20 protein-coding genes are annotated in these 18,343 nt (G+C 59.2%); 9 read left to right on the top strand and 11 right to left on the bottom strand.

Annotated features, from left to right (window positions below; all coding sequences use genetic code 11):
- Positions 1–72: 72 nt before the first annotated feature.
- Positions 73–279 carry a 30S ribosomal protein S21 gene (gene rpsU / locus ACR0AW_RS14755; RefSeq protein WP_005614280.1) on the bottom strand — a complete coding sequence of 69 codons (207 nt, stop codon included), beginning with the start codon at positions 277–279 and terminating at the stop codon, positions 73–75.
- 111 nt (positions 280–390) lie between these two features.
- Here rpsU and ACR0AW_RS14760 point away from each other — a divergent pair, with 111 nt between their 5' ends.
- Both ACR0AW_RS14760 and ACR0AW_RS14765 read left to right on the top strand, forming a co-directional pair.
- The gene (locus tag ACR0AW_RS14760; protein ID WP_170733544.1) at positions 391–1,083 is read left to right on the top strand and encodes a COQ9 family protein; all 693 of its coding nucleotides are present in this window, start codon (positions 391–393) and stop codon (positions 1,081–1,083) included.
- Positions 1,084–1,155: 72 nt separating this feature from the next.
- The gene (locus tag ACR0AW_RS14765; RefSeq protein WP_170733545.1) at positions 1,156–2,142 is read left to right on the top strand and encodes an NAD(P)H-quinone oxidoreductase; all 987 of its coding nucleotides are present in this window, start codon (positions 1,156–1,158) and stop codon (positions 2,140–2,142) included.
- Positions 2,143–2,157: 15 nt separating this feature from the next.
- Here the strand turns inward: ACR0AW_RS14765 and ACR0AW_RS14770 are convergent, their stop codons facing one another.
- On the bottom strand, positions 2,158–3,015 hold the full coding sequence (locus ACR0AW_RS14770) for a DUF2189 domain-containing protein (protein ID WP_480439330.1): 858 nt from the start codon (positions 3,013–3,015) through the stop codon (positions 2,158–2,160).
- Between the two features lie 214 nt (positions 3,016–3,229).
- On the opposite strand from ACR0AW_RS14770, the gene ACR0AW_RS14775 reads away from it, so the two are divergent.
- Positions 3,230–4,213 carry a quinone oxidoreductase family protein gene (locus tag ACR0AW_RS14775; RefSeq protein ID WP_170423639.1) on the top strand — a complete coding sequence of 328 codons (984 nt, stop codon included), beginning with the start codon at positions 3,230–3,232 and terminating at the stop codon, positions 4,211–4,213.
- 41 nt (positions 4,214–4,254) lie between these two features.
- Here the strand turns inward: ACR0AW_RS14775 and ACR0AW_RS14780 are convergent, their stop codons facing one another.
- The 8 genes from ACR0AW_RS14780 to ACR0AW_RS14815 all read right to left on the bottom strand — a co-directional run bounded on the left by ACR0AW_RS14780 (position 4,255) and on the right by ACR0AW_RS14815 (position 9,671).
- On the bottom strand, positions 4,255–4,788 hold the full coding sequence (locus ACR0AW_RS14780) for a porin family protein (RefSeq protein ID WP_170733546.1): 534 nt from the start codon (positions 4,786–4,788) through the stop codon (positions 4,255–4,257).
- A gap of 261 nt (positions 4,789–5,049) precedes the next feature.
- Positions 5,050–5,523, bottom strand: a complete 474-nt coding sequence (locus ACR0AW_RS14785) for a YHS domain-containing (seleno)protein (protein ID WP_170395661.1) — start codon at positions 5,521–5,523, stop codon at positions 5,050–5,052.
- 172 nt (positions 5,524–5,695) lie between these two features.
- Positions 5,696–5,971 (bottom strand): hypothetical protein, encoded by a 276-nt coding sequence (locus ACR0AW_RS14790; protein WP_170395663.1) that lies wholly within the window; start codon positions 5,969–5,971, stop codon positions 5,696–5,698.
- Positions 5,968–6,573, bottom strand: coding sequence for a glycerol-3-phosphate 1-O-acyltransferase PlsY (gene plsY / locus ACR0AW_RS14795; RefSeq protein ID WP_170647151.1), 606 nt, complete (start codon positions 6,571–6,573; stop codon positions 5,968–5,970). Before plsY ends, ACR0AW_RS14790 begins: the two co-directional genes overlap by 4 nt.
- Complete coding sequence (gene pyrC, locus ACR0AW_RS14800; protein WP_170733547.1) at positions 6,573–7,853, bottom strand: dihydroorotase; 1,281 nt, start codon at positions 7,851–7,853, stop codon at positions 6,573–6,575. The genes plsY and pyrC overlap by 1 nt, the downstream gene beginning before the upstream one ends.
- Positions 7,850–8,236: a hypothetical protein gene (locus tag ACR0AW_RS14805; protein WP_170597242.1), complete on the bottom strand. Its 387-nt coding sequence runs from the start codon at positions 8,234–8,236 to the stop codon at positions 7,850–7,852. Before ACR0AW_RS14805 ends, pyrC begins: the two co-directional genes overlap by 4 nt.
- Positions 8,221–8,739, bottom strand: coding sequence for a hypothetical protein (locus ACR0AW_RS14810; protein ID WP_170733548.1), 519 nt, complete (start codon positions 8,737–8,739; stop codon positions 8,221–8,223). Before ACR0AW_RS14810 ends, ACR0AW_RS14805 begins: the two co-directional genes overlap by 16 nt.
- Complete coding sequence (locus tag ACR0AW_RS14815) at positions 8,736–9,671, bottom strand: aspartate carbamoyltransferase catalytic subunit (RefSeq protein WP_170395673.1); 936 nt, start codon at positions 9,669–9,671, stop codon at positions 8,736–8,738. Before ACR0AW_RS14815 ends, ACR0AW_RS14810 begins: the two co-directional genes overlap by 4 nt.
- 758 nt (positions 9,672–10,429) lie before the next feature.
- Between ACR0AW_RS14815 and ACR0AW_RS14820 the strand changes: the two genes are divergently transcribed.
- The 6 genes from ACR0AW_RS14820 to ACR0AW_RS14845 all read left to right on the top strand — a co-directional run bounded on the left by ACR0AW_RS14820 (position 10,430) and on the right by ACR0AW_RS14845 (position 17,926).
- The gene (locus ACR0AW_RS14820) at positions 10,430–11,194 is read left to right on the top strand and encodes a uracil-DNA glycosylase (RefSeq protein ID WP_170514155.1); all 765 of its coding nucleotides are present in this window, start codon (positions 10,430–10,432) and stop codon (positions 11,192–11,194) included.
- On the top strand, positions 11,191–11,790 hold the full coding sequence (locus ACR0AW_RS14825; RefSeq protein ID WP_170733549.1) for a metallophosphoesterase: 600 nt from the start codon (positions 11,191–11,193) through the stop codon (positions 11,788–11,790). Before ACR0AW_RS14820 ends, ACR0AW_RS14825 begins: the two co-directional genes overlap by 4 nt.
- Positions 11,787–12,407: a LysE family translocator gene (locus ACR0AW_RS14830; protein WP_170733550.1), complete on the top strand. Its 621-nt coding sequence runs from the start codon at positions 11,787–11,789 to the stop codon at positions 12,405–12,407. Before ACR0AW_RS14825 ends, ACR0AW_RS14830 begins: the two co-directional genes overlap by 4 nt.
- 6 nt (positions 12,408–12,413) lie before the next feature.
- Positions 12,414–12,956 carry a molybdenum cofactor biosynthesis protein B gene (gene moaB, locus ACR0AW_RS14835; RefSeq protein WP_170408382.1) on the top strand — a complete coding sequence of 181 codons (543 nt, stop codon included), beginning with the start codon at positions 12,414–12,416 and terminating at the stop codon, positions 12,954–12,956.
- A gap of 105 nt (positions 12,957–13,061) precedes the next feature.
- Entirely contained in the window at positions 13,062–14,519 is a 1,458-nt protein-coding gene (locus tag ACR0AW_RS14840) for an RND family efflux transporter (RefSeq protein ID WP_170733551.1), read from the top strand.
- Between the two features lie 5 nt (positions 14,520–14,524).
- Positions 14,525–17,926, top strand: a complete 3,402-nt coding sequence (locus ACR0AW_RS14845) for an efflux RND transporter permease subunit (RefSeq protein WP_170733552.1) — start codon at positions 14,525–14,527, stop codon at positions 17,924–17,926.
- Here the strand turns inward: ACR0AW_RS14845 and ACR0AW_RS14850 are convergent.
- Positions 17,893–18,342: an NUDIX hydrolase gene (locus tag ACR0AW_RS14850; protein WP_170612826.1), complete on the bottom strand. Its 450-nt coding sequence runs from the start codon at positions 18,340–18,342 to the stop codon at positions 17,893–17,895. The genes ACR0AW_RS14845 and ACR0AW_RS14850 overlap by 34 nt on opposite strands.
- Position 18,343: the final 1 nt, after the last annotated feature.

An 18,343-nucleotide genomic window follows, 5' to 3' on the forward strand; every position in this document is an offset into this window, starting at 1 on the left:
ACAAACCCCCGGGCAGGGCCTCGGGGGTCGTCAAATAGTGTCATCCAAAGCTGGACGAGTCGCAGGAAGCTCTTAGAGCAAACCTTCGCGCTGTGCTTTCTTGCGTGCCAGTTTACGGGCACGGCGGATCGCTTCAGCTTTCTCGCGCGCTTTTTTCTCGGACGGTTTCTCGAAATGTTGCTTCAGCTTCATTTCACGGAACACGCCTTCGCGCTGCAGCTTTTTCTTCAGGGCACGAAGCGCCTGATCGACGTTATTGTCGCGAACACTAACCTGCATGTGGTTGTCACCACCTTTCTAGATAGAGTTGCAAGGATTTGCAGGAAGTGGCCGTATAGCAAAGCACGCCTAACTTGTCTAGTACTGGACCCGCAGCCTCGGAGACCCGACATGACAGCAACCTATGAAGACACCAAAGAGCAGCTTCTCGATGCGATTCTGAACCATGTGCCGTTCGACGGCTGGTCGGAAACCAGCTTTCGTGCGGCCATCAGCGATTGCGATCTGGAGCCCGCGCTTGCCCGAGCGATCTGTCCGCGTGGTGCCGTCGATCTGGCACTGGCCTTTCATACGCGCGGGGATGCCGCGATGTTGGAGCGGTTGAAATCCGAAGACCTGAGCGGTCTGAAATTCCGTGAAAGGATCGCCGCTGCCGTCCGTTTCCGCCTGCAGGCGGTCGAAGACAAAGAAGCAGTGCGCCGAGGTATGACTTTGTTCGCGTTGCCGATCCATGCCGCGGATGGGGCCAAGGCGGTCTGGGGCACCTGTGACCAGATCTGGACAGCACTTGGCGATACTTCGGACGACGTGAACTGGTACACCAAACGTGCCACTCTGTCGGGCGTCTATTCTTCGACACTGTTGTATTGGCTGGGTGATGACAGCCCGGATTATCAGGCGACATGGGAATTCCTGGATCGGCGGATCGAGGGCGTAATGCAGTTTGAAAAGTTCAAGTCGCAGGTGAATGGCAACCCGCTGCTGAAACCGTTTCTGGCCGTCCCCAACTGGCTTGCGGGTCAGGTGAAGGCTCCGACGAAGTTGCCCGACAACCTGCCCGGTTCGCTGTCATCGGGAAAATAGTCGCAGCGTTTCCACTTGCCGCTGGGCCTCTGCGTTTTCGCCTGCTAGGCATTGGGCAAAGGAGATATGCCCATGACCCAGACAATGCGCGCTGTCGAGATCACTGAAGCTGGTGGCCCGGACGTTCTGCAACTGACGGAACGCCCGATGCCGGAACCGGCAGAGGGTCAAGTGGTTCTGAAAGTCGCGTACGCCGGGGTGAACCGCCCTGATGCGCTGCAGCGGGCAGGGGCGTATGATCCACCTCCCGGTGCAAGCGATTTGCCGGGGCTGGAAGCGTCAGGAGAGGTCGTCGCCATCGGCTCGGGTGTCGAAGGTCTGGTCGTTGGCGATCGGGTTTGCGCCCTGTTGCCCGGCGGCGGTTATGCTGAATATGTCGCAACGCCCGCCGCTCATTGCCTGCCTGTGCCTGCGGGTATGGGTTTGAAAGAAGCTGCCTGCCTGCCCGAAACCTTCTTTACTGTTTGGTCCAATGTCTTCACCCGTGGCGGCTTGAAGCCGGGGGAGCGGTTTCTGGTCCATGGCGGTTCCAGCGGGATCGGCACGACGGCTATTCAGCTGGCCAATGCGTTTGGCGCCCGCGTCTTTGCAACCGCCGGGTCGGCTGAGAAATGTGAGGCTTGTATCAAGCTAGGTGCCGAAAAGGCGATCAACTATCGCGACGAAGATTTCGTGGCTGCGATGCGCGCCGAGGGCGGGGCGAACCTGATTCTGGACATGGTCGGTGGTGATTATATCCCGCGCAACATCAAGGCTTTGGCGGAAGACGGGCGGCTGGTTCAGATCGCTTTCCTGCAAGGTCCGGTGGTCGAACTGAACTTTGCGCTGATGATGGTGAAACGCCTCACCCTGACGGGCAGCACCTTGCGCCCACAAAGCGATTTGGCCAAGGCGCGAATCGCGCAAGACTTGCGTGAAGCCGTGTGGCCATTGCTTGAGGCCGGGAAGGTCGCACCGGTGATGGATTCAGAATTCGATCTTTCTGATGCCGCCGCTGCACATACGCGGATGGAAGCATCGGGCCATATTGGCAAGATCGTTCTGAAGGTCTCTGGTTAAGCTGCTGCCATGTAGTCAGGCGACCGCCCGGCGATACAGGTGCCATGTGGCGTGGCCTAGAACGGGCATGACGACGATCAGCCCCAGCAACATCGGGATCGCGCCCAGTACCAACATCGCGGCCACAATGGCCCCCCAGGTCAAGATCACACCCGGGTTCTGACGCAAGACCCGTACCGAGGTTACGACGGCCACGGGAACGCCCACTTTGCGATCCAGCAACAGCGGAAAGCTGACCACGCTTAGCGCCAATGCGACCAGTGCAAACAGGAAACCGGTGACGGTGCCGATGATGATCATGCTCCAGCCTGCTCCGGTGGTGAACACTTCTGTCACGAATGCAATGGCCGAGGCCGGAGGTTCTGGCCCTAGGGTTTGCGCGTAGATGCCTTGCGCGACCATCAGCCAGATCATCAATAGCATGACCAGATAGAAGCCCAGTGCCAGTATGGCTCCGAAGGAAGGCGAACGGAATACGCCGAACGCGTCCAGCCAATGAACGTCTCCGCCCTGTTCCCTCTTGCGACTGATCTCATAAAGCCCGACGGCGGCGACCGGCCCGATCAGCGCAAAGCCCATGACAAGCGGGGCCAGCAGGGGCACCATGTCTTTGTTGAGCCCAATACCGAACATCAGCAGACCTGCGATTGGATAGATCAGAACGACAAAGATCGCATCGGCCCGGGTTTCGAGAAAATCGTTATATCCAGCTTTCAGGCATTCGCGCAGATCCTGCAGGGTCAGCGTATGCACCGTCGGCAGAGCCTGAACATCCGCGCTGCCGATCTCGGTCACGGATTCAGTGACATGATCGCTGGTTGCCCGCAGATTTCGGGCGACCCAGGTGATTGGGTTACCGATTGTCTTGTCCATGTTCATCCCCTTTTCTGGCGTGGGTGCGCCGCGGGATGCATCCGGCGTGGCAATTCGCGTGACCGGATCAGCCGGCAACGTCTGCCCAATTACAACGTCTCGTTGCATTATAGCACATATTGCGAAATTTTGCCCGATCACCCTTGCAGAGCCGGAAGGATTGCTCTGCCGCACAGGCGTGTTAGCTTTGTTTCCACAGGCAAGGGAGGCATTCATGCAGCAGACAGCACGCACAGTCGTCATACACGAATCCGGCGGCCCCGAGGTTCTTCGGATTGAGGATCGCCCGCTTGGCGATCCCGGCCCGGGTGAGGTGCGCATTCGCCATCATGCCTGCGGATTGAATTTCATCGATGTGTACCAGCGTACCGGCCTTTATCCGCTGGAGTTGCCTCATGCGTTGGGAATGGAAGCGGCCGGAGTCGTTGAGGCGGTAGGCGAAGGCGTTACGCATCTTGCCCCCGGCCAACGCGCGGCCTATGCCGCAGGCCCATCAGGAGCTTATTCCGAAGCGCGCGTGATGCCTGCAGCGCAGGTTTGTCCGCTGCCCGAGAGTATCTCGTTCCGCACCGCAGCGGCCATGATGCTAAAGGGCATGACGGTTGAATACCTGTTTCACCGCACAACGCCGCTGCGGCGCGGAGATACCGTGTTGTTCCACGCGGCAGCCGGAGGTGTGGGACTGATCGCCTGCCAATGGGCGAAATCCGAAGGCATCAAACTGATCGGGACAGCGGGAACGGATGAGAAATGCAGCCTGGCGCAATTCAATGGCGCGTCACATTGCATCAACTACCGGACCGAGAATTTTGTCGAGCGTGTGGCCGAGATCACCGGAGGCAAAGGGGTTGATGTGGTGATGGACTCCATCGGTGCGGACACGTTTGAGGGATCGCTGGATTGCCTGAAACCCTTGGGCATGATGATTTCATTCGGAAACGCTTCGGGGCCAGTGCCGCCTGTCGATCTGGGAATGCTTGCGCAGCGGGGATCTCTGAAGGTGACGCGGCCAACCTTGTTCACGCATATCTCGGATCACGCCACCTGTCAGGCGATGGCGCGACGCTTGTTTGGCAAAGTGGACGGGCGCGAGGTCAAGATCCATGTCGATCAGGAGTTTCCGTTGGATCAAGTTGCTGATGCGCATCGTGCTTTGGAAGCACGACAAACCACCGGCAGCACAGTCTTGGTGCCCTAGCGGCACGGGCCCGGCGCAAATAGCCGGGCCCTACTTTCTCATCAAAACCGATATGCGACGCGCAGTTGAACTGTAGTTGCGTCAACATCGACGCCCGATGAGTTGAAGTCGTCGAACTCATGATACAGAATCTCGCCTCCAACGCTGATATTGGGGGCTACGATCTGCTCATAGCCTGCGCCGATGAACCAGCCATCGTCACTGCCCAGATTATCGGTATCCGCATCGGCATAACCGGCGGTGCCATAAAGCAGGCCCTGCGGGTTCAACTTGTAGCCCGCGCGCGCTTTGAGCCGCCAGACATTCTCGACCGTGGCGGCGCCGGAAAGGTCTACGTCGCTCCAGTCATAGTCGAAGCCACCTCCGACGACCCAATCGCCCAGATCGTAATCATATCCAAGGATGATACCGCCGATCGCACCATCGCCGTCGACGCCTGCTACGTTTGTGTCGATGTCCGCATAACCAAACTGTGCACCGCCGTAGAATCCAGTCCAGTTGCCTGAGGATTGCGCCATGGCGGATCCCGCAGCCAATACGGCGACCGAGGTGATCAGTGCCAATCTTCCTGTCATCGTCTCATTCCTTTCGCTCGAAACCTGCTGCCAATCAAATCTAATGGCAGCGTTATGATTGAATCTACGTTCCGGCCCTTAGGCCGGATCAGTGATGTTTTGACTGTCCCGAACAAATTTATTCTGGCCGGTGCCCCGGCGTGGGCCCACTCAGGTTGGGCTCTTTTCTCATATGCTAGATAGGGTGAAACATGATGCCTTCAAACGAAGATCGGCGGCAGATACGATCTGCCGCCGATGCACAAAGGTCTTGTCAGCGAATTATTGCTGTAGTTCAGCCGGGTCTTTGTCGGCGATGTCTTCCCAGTTCGCGCTGGCTTTCTCAACAAAGCCCGGAATGTCGCCTTCCCAACGCTCCTGAATGTCTTGTGACAGGTTCAGATACAGCTTGTTGTCGACGATTTTCCAGTAGTTCGGGTCACCATCGAACTTGAAGCCCATTGCGGTGCCAAATGCGCAGTAGCCGCCGTAGGCAGGCAGATAGGCCTCTGGGTTCGCCTCAAAAGCGGCTTTGTTCTCTTCTGATGCAAAACGGTACAGGGCGTCGTTGTGCAGCGTGGTGATTTTGTAATCACCCTTGGTTGCTTCGCCAACGGTGAAATAGGCGACCGGGTCATAGCCCTGCATTGCCAATCCGGTCGAGCTTGCGTTGATTTCGACGCCAGCCGCCATTGCTGAGCTTGCGATCGCAACAGACAGCGCGACTCCGCTGATGATGGATTTGAACGTGTTCATGACTTCACCTTTCGTGAATAGGCTCGCTGAAGAGCACTGTAATTTTGCCCGGGCGAACCGGATTTGATTGTCGCGACGCCTGTAATTGGCCGTCACAAAATCCCAGTTGGGGAATGGCCCGATCACGTTCAAAGCAATCAATTGTGATTGTGCAATCACAAAGACCGGTTGTTCATTCCTGCACGTCAGGCACCAGCGCCAGGACAAAATCGACCACCTTTTCCGCAGGCATTTCGCAGGGGCGAAGCAATGCGCCGCTTTTCTGTGTGAGATAAAGGTTCAGGCTGATGTAATCCGGCCCGCCCAATTGATGAGCCACCAGTTTGTGAGATTTCCCGCAGGCCATGATCTGATGCGATACCAAATATCGATGCGGCCCAACGGAACCGGTGAACGTGCCGACCGGCAGATCATGGAACGCTTTCAGAAACGCGCTGGGCGCTGTCACGATTTCCCGATTTTCGGTTCTGTCCCCGCCTTGATCCGCGCTAGGTTGGCGCTGTGCCGCCAGTAGAGCAGCAAGGTCAGAGCAATTCCAAGAACGAAGGTACTGCCATCTGTCAGCACCATGATCCAGGTGGTGGATAGGGCGGCGGCGGCCAGCGCACCAACGGATGAAATACGCCAGATCAGCGCCGCGACCAGCCATGTCGAACAGCAGGCGACACCCACGCGCCAGTCAAGTGCCAGCCAAAGGCCCAGAAAAGTCGCAACGCCTTTGCCGCCTTTGAAGCCCAGCCAGACCGGAAAGCAATGCCCGAGGAACGCGGCCAATGCGGCGATCTGCGCGGCATCTTCACCAGCCAAAGCGCGTGCCAGCAGAACAGCAACGGCACCCTTGGCTGCATCAAACAGCAATGTCAGCGCTGCCGCTGCCTTATTGCCGGTTCGCAGGACGTTGGTTGCGCCGATATTGCCCGACCCGATTTGCCGCAGATTTCCCAGACCCATCACGCGCGCGACGATCATGCCAAAGGGTATGGAGCCTAGCAGGTATCCCAACGCGGCCCACAGGATGAGCTGAGTCATTGTGCTGTCGATCAGGGGCATCAGGCTCTCCGGTACACTTCTTGTCCAGCGACAAAGGTTGCGGTGACCTTACCCTGCATCCGCTGACCGTCAAACGGTGTGTTCTGCGATTTCGATTTCAGCGTAAATCGGTCCAGAACAAAGGGAACATCCGGGTCGAACTGCACCAGATCGGCAGGCGCGCCTTGGGACAGGCGACCACTCTCCAAGCTCAGCCGTTTGGCCGGGTTCAGGGCCATGGCGCGGAACAGGGTCGGCAAGTCCAGCTGTTCAGAATGGTATAGGCGCAGCGCCGCAGGCAGCAGCGTTTCCAGCGCCACCGCGCCCGAGGCCGCCTCTTCAAACGGCAGACGCTTGCTTTCCTCATCCTGCGGCGTGTGCATGGAACTGATCGTGTCTATCAGACCGGTTCGCACTGCTTCGATCACGGCTTGCCGGTCATCTTCGGATCGCAGCGGGGGCTTTATCTTGAAGAAGGTGCGATAATCGGACACGTCCAATTCGTTCAACGTCAGATGGTGGATTGACGTGCCTGCTGTGATGTCCAGCCCGTTGCGCTTGGCGCGCTCCAGTGCAGGCAGGGCGCGGGCGGTGGTGATCTGATCGGCGTGATAGGCGGCCCCGGTCATTTCAAGCAGGGCGATGTCGCGGTCCAGCCCCATACGCTCGGCCATAGGCGATACGGCAGGCAAGCCTCGCAGTGCGGCGAATTTGCCGCTGGTGGCCGCGGCACCGCTGCTCAGGCCCGGCTCCTGCGGGTGGGCAATCACAAGCGCGCCACAGGATTTGGCGTAGGTCAGCGCGCGTGAGAACACCTTGGTATTGGTGATGACATGATCGCAATCGGTGAAGGCCACAGCTCCCGCATCTTGCAGGAACCCGATCTCGGTCATCTCACGCCCTTCGCGTTCTTTGGTCAGGGCGGCCATTGGCAAAACGTTGACCGGAGCGTCCGCTTGCGCGCGGCGGGTGGCGAACTCCAGCGTCTCGGGTGTGTCGACGGCAGGCAGAGTATCGGGACGGGTGACGATGGTTGTCACACCCCCTGCAGCCGCGGCCAGACCTGCGGATTTATAGCTTTCTTTGTGCCGCTCACCGGGCTCACAGACCTTGACGCCAATGTCGACAATGCCGGGGGCGAGGCACTGCCCACCGCAATCGACCAACTGCGTGTCAGCGTCTGGGGCCGTGCCTTCACCAAGCGCTGCGATCCGACCATCGGCAATCTGCAGCCAGCCGATGCTATCCGTGCCAGCTTCGGGGTCGATCAGGCGAGCGTTAGTAAAAATCAGATTGCTCATGCCATGGCCCTTTCGATTGCAGCTTTGGTGGCGGCGGGGTCCGCCTGATATTTGATCAGGTGCTTGTCGCCGCCTTTTGTGACGATCTGGACAAAGCTGCCAATGGTATTGACCGCCTGAATTTGGTTCAGCGCCACCTTACGCGGACCAGGACCGGTGAGAGTGGTGCCCGTCATTTCCCACTTGGCGACCAGTTCTTCCGAAGCCAAATACCAAGCGCGGATGGTGATGGCGGCCAACCCTGCGGGCGCGCCGGTCCAGACGTAAGGGTTGCCTATCAACCAAAGCAAGACCATCGCGGCCGCCATTGCAAACGCGGCGAGCCATGCGTTGGTGCGGATATAAGCGCCCTTGTCTGGCGTGAATGTTACAGGATCAGCCACAAGGCACCTCCGACGGCGATCAGAATCAGTATGGCAATGACGGCTGAACCGATGCGGCTTGGTTTATTATCCACTGGCGGGCTTTGCGGGGCCGAGAACGGTTTTGCGCTTTCGGTCTCAATCGTGCCGCCGGACCAGTTGGTAGCCTCTTCGGTGAACAGGCCAATCAGATGCAGGCGGGGATCGAGGGAAAGGGTTGCAGATCGACCACCCAGCGCCGCACTGCGCAGGACCATCACCCAGCCTTCGATGGCCTCCAATTTCGTGCGGTCCAACTGGTCTTCCGAGACACCGCAGCCTTCGCTGAGATAGCCATAAAGCCCGAGATCTTCGAGGTCGGATACCGGAAAAATGTCGATCTGTTCGGGGTCCAGCCCCTCGACACCCAACACCTGATCAACAGCACCCGGTTCGCGCAGGAATTTCGCCTCTTCCGGGCGCATGTCCAGCGAGAACAGGCGGATCACGCCGCGCTCATGGGGGGCGATGGCCAGATCGTTCATGCGGCTTCTCGCACGTTGCGCGCTAGCAGGTCCATGGCGGCCATGCGGACGGCAACGCCCATCTCGACCTGTTCCTGAATGACGGACCGGTTGATGTCATCGGCCAGAGTGCCGTCGATCTCGACCCCGCGGTTCATCGGGCCGGGGTGCATCACGATGGCGTCCGGCTTGGCCAGCGCCAGTTTTTCAGCGTTCAGACCGTAGCGGTGATAGTATTCGCGTTCCGAGGGGATAAAGCCGCCGTCCATCCGTTCCTTCTGAAGACGCAGCATCATCACAACGTCGACGTCTTTCAGACCCTCATTTATATCATCATAAATCTCGGCCCCGAATTCCGCGAATTGCGACGGCACCAGCGTCGGCGGGCCGATCAAACGGATGCGGTTTTCCATCTTGCCCAGCAGGATCAGGTTCGAACGCGCCACGCGCGAATGCGCCACGTCTCCGCAAATCGCGATGTTCAGCCGGTGTAGGCGGCCTTTGGCACGGCGGATGGTCAGCGCGTCCAGCAGGGCTTGCGTCGGGTGTTCGTGCCGCCCGTCTCCCGCGTTCAAAACGGCGCAGTTCACTTTCTGCGCCAGCAGGTCGACCGCGCCAGAATGAGGATGCCGTACCACCAGCAGATCGGGATGCATCGCGTTCAGCGTCATAGCCGTATCAATCAGCGTCTCGCCTTTTTTGATCGAACTGGCCTGCATTGCCATGTTCATCACATCAGCCCCCAACCGCTTGCCCGCCAGTTCAAAACTGGCCTGCGTGCGGGTCGAGTTTTCAAAGAACATGTTGATTTGAGTCAGGCCCGACAGCACGTCCGAATGCTTAGTCGATTGTCGGTTCAGATCGACATAGGTTTCGGCCAGATCAAGGATAGCGGTGATATCGGATTGCGACAGATGCTCGATGCCAAGAAGGTGACGATGGGCGAAACGCATGGGCGGGCTCCTGTCTGACAATCGGACCGCTTATAGGAAGCCATGCAGGCCAAGGCAACCTAAGGTTCCGACCCTTCGGGCAGTTTCTCGCATCCACCTTCGGGCAGGCATTGTTCCCCTGGTTTGCACCACTTGCCATAGCCACAATCAATGGCCTTGATCGGAACACAGCCCTGATAAGCCGAGCATTTAAATCCGGGTCGGCATTGCGAACCGGTTTCTTCACACAGAAACCAGCCGGGGCGCGAACATCCGCCGCCCGGCAAGCAGGATGAACCGGCTCCGCAACTCCTACCATCTGCGCAGGTTGTGGGTGGAGCTGGGACCAAATCCGGTCGGCTGCGCTCGCATTCCCCGCGCCCGTTGCAGAAGCTGCCACCTGGGCAATCCAGGCGCGAGGTGCACTTGTTCGCCCCCGCCGGGGCGCAACGGGTTCCTCCTGCCACGCAGCGCTCGAACGGGCCGCAGGTGCGCCCACCTCCACAATAGGTGTGTCCCGGCGGGATACAGCGGCCATCAAAGCTGCAGCGCTGGCCTGCGGGGCAACAACCGCGCCCGCATTGCAACTGTCCGGCGCGGCATTGTGTATTCCGATCAAACAGCTGCGCACTCGCCGAACCGCCAGAGGTTGCCAGCAATAGAGCAATCAGAAGGAATCGCAGAAATGACAGCATGACCCTGCCATGGTCGGTGCGACCCTGTGCCATGGCAAGGTCTATTCGCTTTCCCTCGGTCAAAAGCTGGTTAGATTGAGGGTTATGGAATCGGGCTTGGACCATCATACCGCGCGGGCGCTGCTGGAATGGCAGATCGAGCTGGGCGCAACCGAGGCGATCGGCGACGCGCCGGTGGATCGCTATGCGTTGCCGGACAAAGCGGCCAAGGCTAAGAAACCAGCTGCGGTTGAACCTGCGAAAAAACCAGAGCCGGTCGATGCCGCAGCTGTTGCAAAACAGGCGGCGAAAACCGCTGGATCGCTCGTCGATTTGCGTGCGGCGATGGAGGCGTTTGATCTTTGCGACCTCAAACGCGGCGCGCGGCAGTTGGTGTTTGCTGATGGCACCCCCGGTGCACGGGTAATGATCATCGGCGAAGCGCCCGGCCGTGATGAGGATCGCGAAGGTAAGCCCTTTGTCGGGCGCGCTGGGCAATTGCTGGACCGGATGCTGGCCGCGATTGATCTGGATCGGCGCGAGAATGTCTACATTACCAACGTGTTGCCGTGGCGGCCCCCGCAGAATCGCGATCCCAAGCCGGAAGAGATTGGCATGATGAAGCCGTTTCTGGAGCGGCATGTGGCGTTGGCCAAGCCCGAGGTGCTGGTGGTGATGGGCAATATTAGCTGTCAGGCCTTGCTGGGCAAACGCGGTATCACGCGGCTGCGCGGGAAATGGGATCAGGCGCTGAACCTGCCGGTCATCCCGATGTTCCACCCGGCCTACCTGCTGCGTCAACCGCAGATGAAGCGACAGGCCTGGGCCGATCTGCTGGACCTGCAAGCACGGCTGAGAGGCGCGGGATGAGAGTTCTGGCGTTTTCCGATCTTCATATGGCGCGCAACCGGGCCGCTGATCTGGTGGTCGCCAGCGCCGAGGCTGATCTTGTCATCGGAGCGGGGGATTTTTGCAATGCGCGGCGGGGCCTGAATGAAGCGATGCAGATGCTGTCGGGCATTGCAGCGCCGCTGATCCTGGTGCCGGGCAACGCTGAGAGCGCCGAGGAACTGACAGCCGCTGCGCCCGAAGGCGCGCATGTTCTGCACGGGACGGGCATGACATTGGATGGTCTGCGCCTGTTCGGGCTGGGCTACGGCGTGCCGGTGACGCCTTTTGGAGACTGGTCCTGCGATCTTACTGAAGCTGAAGCATCGGAACTGCTGGACCGGTGCGAGGCTGCGGATGTTCTGATCGCGCACTCTCCGCCAAAAGGATATGGGGATGTGACATCTCAAGATGTGTCGGTCGGCTCGACCGCAGTTCGGGACGCGGTTGAACGAATCCAACCCGATTTTGTCTTTTGCGGTCATATCCACGACAGCTGGGGATATCGCGGCATGCTGGGGCGGTCTCAGATTGCCAATCTGGGTCCGAAACCACATTGGTTCAAGGTAACAACGTGATCGAGACAGTGACATTGATGGCCTTCATCCCAGCCGCACTGGTGCTGAATTTTACACCCGGCGCTGACATGATGTTCTGTTTCGGGCAAGGGTTACGGTCCGGGTCACGCCCAGCGATGATGGCCAGCCTCGGTGTTTCGACGGGTCTGATGGTGCAAGTTTTGCTGGCGGGGCTTGGACTTGGGGCGTTGGTATCAGCCTTGCCTTGGCTGTTTGACGTTATCCGGTGGATGGGCGTTGCTTATCTGTTGGCCCTTGCATGGGGCGCAATCCGGAAAGGGGCAGTGTCGGACGATGCAGCAATCAAGCCTGCTCATTTCGCGTTTCGCGAGGGGTTGCTGGTGAACCTGACCAATCCCAAGGTCATTCTGTTTGTTTTGGCCTTTATCCCTCAGTTCGTGGACCCAGCAAACGGCCCGGTTCTGCTGCAATTCCTAACCTTTGGTGCAATTATCACCTTGGGCAGCATTCTGGTGAATGGGGTGGTCGGTATCTTTGCGGGCGGAGCAGGGCGCATTTTGATCTCAAACCCACGCGCTTCACGTATCATTGGATGGGTCACGGGCGGGATATTCGCGGCTCTTGCCATCCGGCTTGCCATTATGGAAAGGGCTTGACGACATATGTCGCGCATTGATGAAAGCATTGAGTTCATCCCCGTCCGCATTGCGGTTCTGACTGTGTCGGATACTCGCTCGCTGGACGACGACCGCTCGGGCCAGACGCTTGTCGACCGGATCGAAACGGCTGGACATTCAGTGGCGGACCGCAAGATCATTCAGGACGAACGCGCCCAGATTGCCGAGCAATTGCGCAGTTGGATCGCGGATCCTGAAATCGACGTCGTGATCTCGACCGGTGGCACAGGTCTGACGGGTCGCGATGTTACAGTCGAGGCGCACCGGGACGTTTATGAAAAAGAGATCGAAGCGTTTGGCACCGTTTTCACCATCGTGTCTATGGAAAAGATAGGTACTTCTGCCGTGCAGTCCCGCGCCACAGGCGGAGTTGCAGGCGGAACCTATCTGTTTGCGTTGCCGGGCAGCCCGGGTGCCTGCAAAGACGCTTGGGATGCGATTTTGGAGAAGCAGTTCGATTATCGCCACCGGCCCTGTAATTTCGTTGAAATAATGCCCAGATTGGACGAACACCTGCGACGGAAGTAGACTGGTTCTGCGTTTAATGGATCATAACCGCTTTGTGGCTTGGCATTTTTTGCGACCCGGCTACCTTTGCGGAAGGCAGCATGTGCGACCAAAGGTGAGTGACCGATGCGATTTCTGCGGCAAAGCCTTGTTGGGGTCTTCCTGGCGTTTCTGACGCTGGGCCTGCTGATCGTTGCCGCACAGATGATCTCGGGCGCGGTTCAGGATGTGCTGACGCGGGACAATCAGGCACCTGAGGCGCGGGAACGCATATTCGCCGTTACCGTACGAACCGCCGAGCCGGAAACCGTCACTCCTTATCTGGAAGCGTTTGGCCAGATTCAAAGCCGCCGCCGGTTAGAGCTGCGCGCGGCCTTGGGTGGGCGCGTTGTATCACTGGCCGAAGACTTTGAAGATGGCGGTACCGTAACGGCGGGAGAATTGCTGGTCGAACTGGACCCAGCCGATATGCAATCGGCTCTGGACCGTGCCAAATCCGATCTTCTGGATGCCCAGTTTGAAGAGCGGGACGCCGAACGCTCGCTGCTGTTGGCGCAGGATGAGTTGAAATCAGCCGAGGCACAGGCCGAACTTCGCGACCGGGCGCTGCAGCGCCAGCAGGACCTGCAGACGCGAGGTGTCGGGGCTGCTGCAAGCGTCGAAGAAGCGGAACTGGCCGCAACATCGGCTCATCAGGCAGTTCTCGCGCGCAGGATCGCTTTGGCGCAGGCCGAATCTCGTGTGGATCAGGCAACAACCTTGTTTGCGCGGGCTCGTATCGCGTTGGAAGGGGCCGAGCGTGACCTGGAGGATATGACGATCCATGCCGGGTTTGATGGGACGCTGACCGAGGTCACTTTGGTTGAAGGCCGCTTGGTCGCGGCCAACGAAAAGCTGGCCGAACTCGTCGACCCCAATGCGCTTGAGGTCGCGTTTCGGGTTTCCACCGCGCAATTCGTGCGGTTGCTGGACGCGCAGGGTGATCTGATCTCAGCCCCGGTGACTGTATCGCTTGAGGTCACGGGGACCGATCTCACTGCCACCGGCCGGATCGGTCGCGATAGCGGCGCGGCGGGTGAAGGGCAAACCGGGCGTCTGATCTATGCGCGTCTCGACGACGCGCCGGGATTCAAGCCGGGGGATTTTGTCACCGTTTCGATTGAAGAACAGCCGCTCGATAATGTGGTCCGTCTGCCATCCTCGGTTCTGGACGCCACGGGCAACGTGCTTGTTCTCGGCCCCGATGACCGGCTGGAACCGTTGGCTGTGCAATTGATCCGTCGTCAGGGCGATGAGGTGCTTTTGCGTGGTGAAGGCCTGGAAGGCCGCGAGGTTGTGATTGGCCGGACGCCTCTGCTGGGTTCGGGTGTACGTGTGCGGCCCCTACGGATTGAGGCGAACGCTGAAACTGATCCAGGCATGGTCGAGCTTTCGGACGAAAAGCGCGCTCAGCTTGTGGCTCAGGTCGAGGCCAGTGATGCGATGTCTCAGGAAGACAAAGCCCAAGTATTGGGCCAGTTGAGCGAGGCCAAAGTGCCCGCCACCCTAATACGCCGTCTTGATGACAACCGGGCCGGGGGCTAAGCGCGATGATCCGCGACATTCCCAACGCGGCGGGCGGTATCCTCAGCTATTTCACCCGGCACCGGACTGCGGCCAATCTGTTGCTGCTGATCATGCTGGTGCTGGGGGCCGCCGCGATCCCCAACATGCGGGCACAGTTCTTTCCTGATGTGATTCTCGAACGCGTCGATGTGAACGTTCAATGGGACGGCGCAGGCCCCGAGGATGTCGACAATGGCATCATCCAATTGCTGGAACCTGCGCTTTTGGCGGTTGAGGGCGTTGCCAGCACGGAATCAACTTCTCGGGAGGGAACGGCGCAGGTCAGGCTGGAGTTTGAGCCCAACTGGGATATGTCCCGCGCCGTCGAGGAAGTGCGGACAGCTGTCGACAGCGTCACCAACCTGCCCGAAGACGCCGAGGAACCAACGATCCGGCGCGGCGCTTGGCGGGATCGTGTCACGGATGTTGTCATAACAGGGCCCATCGAAGCTGAACAACTGGCCAAATTCACCGATGAATTGATAAGCCGCCTGTTTGCGGTTGGTGTCACGCGGACAACGATCCGGGGACTGGCCGCGCCGCGTGTGGTGGTCGAAGTCCCCACCGCACAGTTGATCGCCAATGATATCTCGCTTTCGGATATTGCCGAGGCCATCGCGGCAGAAGTCACCGCGAACCCTGCGGGCGATGTCACAGGTGCCAATGCGCGTATTCGGACAGGCGTTGAGAAACGCACCCCGGAAGAGATCGAAGGTATCGCCCTGCGCAACTTTGCCGATGGTTCAAAGCTGATTGTGGGCGATGTGGCGGAAATCCGGGTCGAGGGAGTCACGCGCAACCGCAGCTATTTCGTCGGCGACAATCCGGCGATGTCGATCCGCGTCGACCGGTCCAATCTTGGCGATGCCATAGGTATCCAGCGCGATGTCGAGGATGTCGTGGCCGAGATGCAGGCCAGCCTGCCCGAAGGTATCACTGTTGAGCTGATCCGCACCCGCGCACAAGCGATCACCGACCGACTGGATATTCTGGTCGACAATGGCCTTGTGGGTCTTGGGCTGGTGGTCTGCCTGCTGTTCCTGTTCCTCAATGCCCGCATTGCGTTCTGGGTGGCCGCCGGTATTCCGGTGGCAATGTCTGCGGCGATTGCGCTGATGTATCTGGGCGGGTTGTCGCTGAACATGGTGTCTCTGTTCGGTCTGATCATTACCTTGGGCATCGTGGTTGATGATGCCATCGTCGTGGGAGAGCACGCTGATTTTCGCGCCCGCCGTTTGGGCGAAGCGCCAATCGTAGCTGCAGAACGCGCCGCTCGCCGTATGGCGATGCCGGTGTTTGCTGCAACAGTTACCACGGTTATCGCTTTCTTTGGCCTCACCGCCATCGGTGGCCGCTTCGGAGAGCTGATCCGAGATATTCCGTTCACCGTTATCGCTGTCCTGATTGCCTCGCTGATCGAATGCTTCCTGATCCTGCCAAACCACATGGCCCATGCCATTGCGCATTCGGCTAAGGAGCATTGGTATGACTGGCCCAACAGGGTTGTGAACAAGGGCTTCCGATGGGTGCGCGACCACCTGTTCCGCCCGTTGGTCGCTTGGGTGGTCTGGGCACGGTATGTGGTTGTTGCACTGATGGTGGTGATACTGGCCAGCCAGATCGCTCTGTTCATTCGGGGTGATGTGAATTGGCGGTTCTTCAACGCACCGGAACGCGGCTCGGTCACGGGCAATTTCATCATGGTCGAAGGCGCGACGCGTGCTGAGACGCTGGAAATGATGCGCATGGTCCAGAAAGCCACGGAAGAACTGGGTCAGGTTTACGAAGAACGCCATGGCCGCAATCCAATCGAATACGTTCTAGCCGAGGTTGGCGGTTCGGCCGGATGGGGGCTGCGCGCGGCGGACGGCAAGGATGACGATTTGCTGGGCGGCATCTCGATCGAGCTGATCGATGCCGACTTGCGCCCCTATTCCAGCTTTGAATTTGTGGGCGAGCTGCAGGATTTCGTGCCGCGCCACCCGAAGGTTGAGCTGCTTAGCTTCCGTGGTTGGCGTTCAGGGCCCGGTGGCGATGCGATTGACGTGCAGTTCTACGGTGCGGATGTGAACACGTTGAAATCTGCATCCGAGGACCTCCAGGCGGAACTCGCGAAATACCCTGAAGTTTCAGCGCTCGAGGATAACCTCGCCTATGACAAGGAAGAGTTCATTCTGGACCTCACCGCGCAGGGTCAGGCGCTGGGTTTCCGCATCGAAACACTGGGCCGCGTGTTGCGAAACCGGCTGAATGGGATTGAGGCCGCGACCTTCCCGGATGGTCCGCGTAGCACCGAGATTCGGATCGAACTGCCCGAGGGCGAACTGACTGCTGATTTCCTCGAACGCACATTGATGCGGACTCCGGATGGCGTTTATGTCCCGCTCGCCGATATCGTCTCGGTCGAGCGTAAATCGGGTTTCTCGACCGTCCGGCGCGAAAATGGTCTTCGGGTCATCTCGGTGAATGGTGATATTTCCGAGGACGACCCGGCACAGGCTGCCGAAATCGCCCGCGCCATGCGCGAAGAGATATTGCCAAACATCGCCGCCGAACGGCAGGTCGAATGGCGCATGGCTGGCCTGAGTGAGCAGGAGGATGAATTCCTATCCGAGGCCCGCACAGGCCTGATCCTGTGTCTGACCGGAATTTATCTGGTATTGGCTTGGGTCTTTGCCAGTTGGACAAGGCCCTTGGTGGTCATGGCGATCATTCCCTTTGGCCTCGTGGGCGCGATCTGGGGGCATTACCTGTGGGGCGTGCCGTTAAGCATGTTCACCGTCGTCGGCCTGTTGGGCATGACCGGGATCATCATCAACGACTCGATTGTTCTGGTGACCACAATCGACGGATACCGGAAAGAGCGCGGGTTGGTGCCGTCAATCGTAGAAGGTACGGCAGATCGTTTGCGGCCTGTGATGCTGACCACGCTGACCACGGTACTGGGGCTGACGCCCTTGATGTACGAAAGTTCGCAGCAGGCGCAGTTTTTGAAACCGACCGTGATCACACTGGTCTATGGGCTGGGCTTTGGCATGGCCCTGATCCTGCTGCTGGTGCCTGCGTTGCTGGCCATCCTGAACGACATCTCACGCCCGATGACATCGATGAGACGGGCCTTGCGCGCGCCGGACAGGGTGGTGCGCAAGGCCGTGCGCGCAACGGGCGCAGCGTTGGCGATCTGGCTGGGGGCCTCGATGATCTGGCCCGTAGTGACAGGTGCGCCGTTGGCGCTGATCTCGGGTCTCTACCCAGCCGCCGAAGGTCCAAGTGTGCTGCAAATGGGCTTTGGTGTATTCGTGGCGGGTGCGACCGTAATCCTGCTGTTGGGTGTCGTTCTGTCCAGCGTGCTTTATGCGCGCTTGTCGGATCGGGTCGAGGCTTGATCCATCTCTAAAGCTCGCCGCAAAAGATCGGGAACGCGGTCGCTCATTGGCAGGTCGCCGCTGGTGATCTGGTCCACCGGAAACCACTGAGCGTCCTGCGCGTCGTCTGCAGCGACAGGCGTGCCGGTTACATAGCGACACGCAACTCCGACCAGCAGGTAGTGCGCCCGGGTCTGCCCGCTATCATCGCGCAGCAAAAGGTCGAGATTGTCGAGATAGACCAAAGGCTCAGCAATCACACCGGTCTCTTCCCGCAGCTCGCGGGTGGCGGCGTCCAGAACCGTTTCACCCCATTCAACATGGCCGCCTGGAAAACCCCACAGCCCCTGATCGGGTTGCTTGCTGCGTTGCACCAAAAGTACCTGGCCATCGTGCAGCACGACAGCCAAGGCACCGATCTTTGGGGTCTGGCTCATC

It is taken from the genome of Ruegeria sp. C5 (assembly GCF_056537605.1).

Bases quoted from the DNA above. Each gene is read 5' to 3' on its own strand.
- ACR0AW_RS14825 (WP_170733549.1), top strand. From the start codon at position 11,191: ATGAGAGTTCTGGCGTTTTCCGATCTTCATATGGCGCGCAACCGGGCC.
- ACR0AW_RS14770 (WP_480439330.1), bottom strand. From the start codon at position 3,015: ATGGACAAGACAATCGGTAACCCAATCACCTGGGTCGCCCGAAATCTG.
- ACR0AW_RS14845 (WP_170733552.1), top strand. From the start codon at position 14,525: ATGATCCGCGACATTCCCAACGCGGCGGGCGGTATCCTCAGCTATTTC.
- ACR0AW_RS14775 (WP_170423639.1), top strand. From the start codon at position 3,230: ATGCAGCAGACAGCACGCACAGTCGTCATACACGAATCCGGCGGCCCC.
- ACR0AW_RS14760 (WP_170733544.1), top strand. From the start codon at position 391: ATGACAGCAACCTATGAAGACACCAAAGAGCAGCTTCTCGATGCGATT.
- pyrC (WP_170733547.1), bottom strand. From the start codon at position 7,853: ATGAGCAATCTGATTTTTACTAACGCTCGCCTGATCGACCCCGAAGCT.
- ACR0AW_RS14840 (WP_170733551.1), top strand. From the start codon at position 13,062: ATGCGATTTCTGCGGCAAAGCCTTGTTGGGGTCTTCCTGGCGTTTCTG.
- ACR0AW_RS14850 (WP_170612826.1), bottom strand. From the start codon at position 18,342: ATGAGCCAGACCCCAAAGATCGGTGCCTTGGCTGTCGTGCTGCACGAT.
- ACR0AW_RS14820 (WP_170514155.1), top strand. From the start codon at position 10,430: ATGGAATCGGGCTTGGACCATCATACCGCGCGGGCGCTGCTGGAATGG.
- moaB (WP_170408382.1), top strand. From the start codon at position 12,414: ATGTCGCGCATTGATGAAAGCATTGAGTTCATCCCCGTCCGCATTGCG.
- rpsU (WP_005614280.1), bottom strand. From the start codon at position 279: ATGCAGGTTAGTGTTCGCGACAATAACGTCGATCAGGCGCTTCGTGCC.
- ACR0AW_RS14810 (WP_170733548.1), bottom strand. From the start codon at position 8,739: ATGAACGATCTGGCCATCGCCCCCCATGAGCGCGGCGTGATCCGCCTG.
- plsY (WP_170647151.1), bottom strand. From the start codon at position 6,573: ATGCCCCTGATCGACAGCACAATGACTCAGCTCATCCTGTGGGCCGCG.
- ACR0AW_RS14780 (WP_170733546.1), bottom strand. From the start codon at position 4,788: ATGACAGGAAGATTGGCACTGATCACCTCGGTCGCCGTATTGGCTGCG.
- ACR0AW_RS14785 (WP_170395661.1), bottom strand. From the start codon at position 5,523: ATGAACACGTTCAAATCCATCATCAGCGGAGTCGCGCTGTCTGTTGCG.
- ACR0AW_RS14765 (WP_170733545.1), top strand. From the start codon at position 1,156: ATGACCCAGACAATGCGCGCTGTCGAGATCACTGAAGCTGGTGGCCCG.
- ACR0AW_RS14815 (WP_170395673.1), bottom strand. From the start codon at position 9,671: ATGCGTTTCGCCCATCGTCACCTTCTTGGCATCGAGCATCTGTCGCAA.